The organism is Pseudomonas edaphica, assembly GCF_005863185.1.
Taxonomy (GTDB): domain Bacteria; phylum Pseudomonadota; class Gammaproteobacteria; order Pseudomonadales; family Pseudomonadaceae; genus Aquipseudomonas; species Aquipseudomonas edaphica.
In genome coordinates, this window is sequence record NZ_VBVZ01001001.1 from 1 (window position 1) to 1,194 (window position 1,194).

Annotated in this window: 1 protein-coding gene; it reads left to right on the top strand. The window is 58.4% G+C overall.

What is annotated here, in order from left to right; genetic code table 11:
* The first annotated feature begins 291 nt into the window (after positions 1 to 291).
* Positions 292 to 1,143, top strand: a complete 852-nt coding sequence (locus tag FEM54_RS32810) for a glycine betaine ABC transporter substrate-binding protein (protein WP_017136250.1) — start codon at positions 292 to 294, stop codon at positions 1,141 to 1,143.
* Positions 1,144 to 1,194: the final 51 nt, after the last annotated feature.

Sequence of the window (1,194 nt, forward strand, 5' to 3'; positions counted from 1 at the left end):
GATTTGGCCCGTCCCAGTGGGGCTGCATAATTTAGACATGCAAAGTTCGGGCGGGAAATTGACGCCAAGTCCTAGGAACTGTCCTGCTGGCGATGTGATGTCGTTTCTTGCTTACCCGAGGTCGCTGACAGAGCAGGTCCAAGGCCCCGGCAGGTTGATGATCGAAGTGTCAGCACTCCACTGGCGGCGCACCACCGTGATCGACGCGCGTGAAGGGGGCGCGATGCACCCTATAACAACAGGTTGACGTCGCTCGGCATCCGCCGAGCGCAGCACTTTCGGGGAAGTATTATGAAGATGCGACGACTCTTGGGCGCAGCTGCCACTCTGGTAGTTGCGATGGGCTCCACACTGGCCAGCGCCGACAGCAAAACCCTGAGCATCGGCTATGTAGATGGTTGGTCCGACAGCGTTGCCACGACCCATGTGGCGGCCGAGGTGATCAGGGAAAAACTCGGTTACGACGTGAAACTGCAAGCGGTCGCTACCGGGATCATGTGGCAGGGCGTAGCTACCGGCAAACTCGACGCCATGCTCTCCGCCTGGCTGCCCGTGACTCACGGTGAATACTGGACCAAGAACAAGGACAAGGTGGTCGACTACGGCCCCAACTTCAAGGATGCCAAAATTGGCCTGATCGTGCCGGAGTACGTTAAAGCCAAGTCCATCGAAGACCTCAAGACCGACACCACCTTCAAGAACAAGATCGTCGGCATCGACGCCGGTTCAGGCGTGATGCTCAAGACCGACGAAGCCATCAAGGCCTATGGCCTGGACTACAAACTGCAAGCCAGTTCGGGCGCTGCGATGATCGCCGAGCTGACCCGTGCCGAAGACAAGCAGGAATCCATTGCGGTGACCGGCTGGGTGCCACACTGGATGTTCGCCAAGTGGAAACTGCGCTTTCTGGACGACCCAAAAGGGATTTATGGTGCTGCTGAGACCGTCAACAGCATCGGCAGCAAGGGCCTGGAGAAGAAAGCGCCGGAAGTCGCCGCTTTCCTGAAGAAATTCCAGTGGGCCTCCAAGGACGAAATCGGCGAAGTGATGCTGGCAATTCAAGAGGGCGCCAAGCCTGATGCCGCGGCCAAGGATTGGGTCGCCAAGCACCCTGAACGTGTCGCGGAGTGGACCGCAAAATAAAGCACTAACCCTTGTGGGAGCGGGCTTGCCCGCGATGGCGGTGTATAAGTC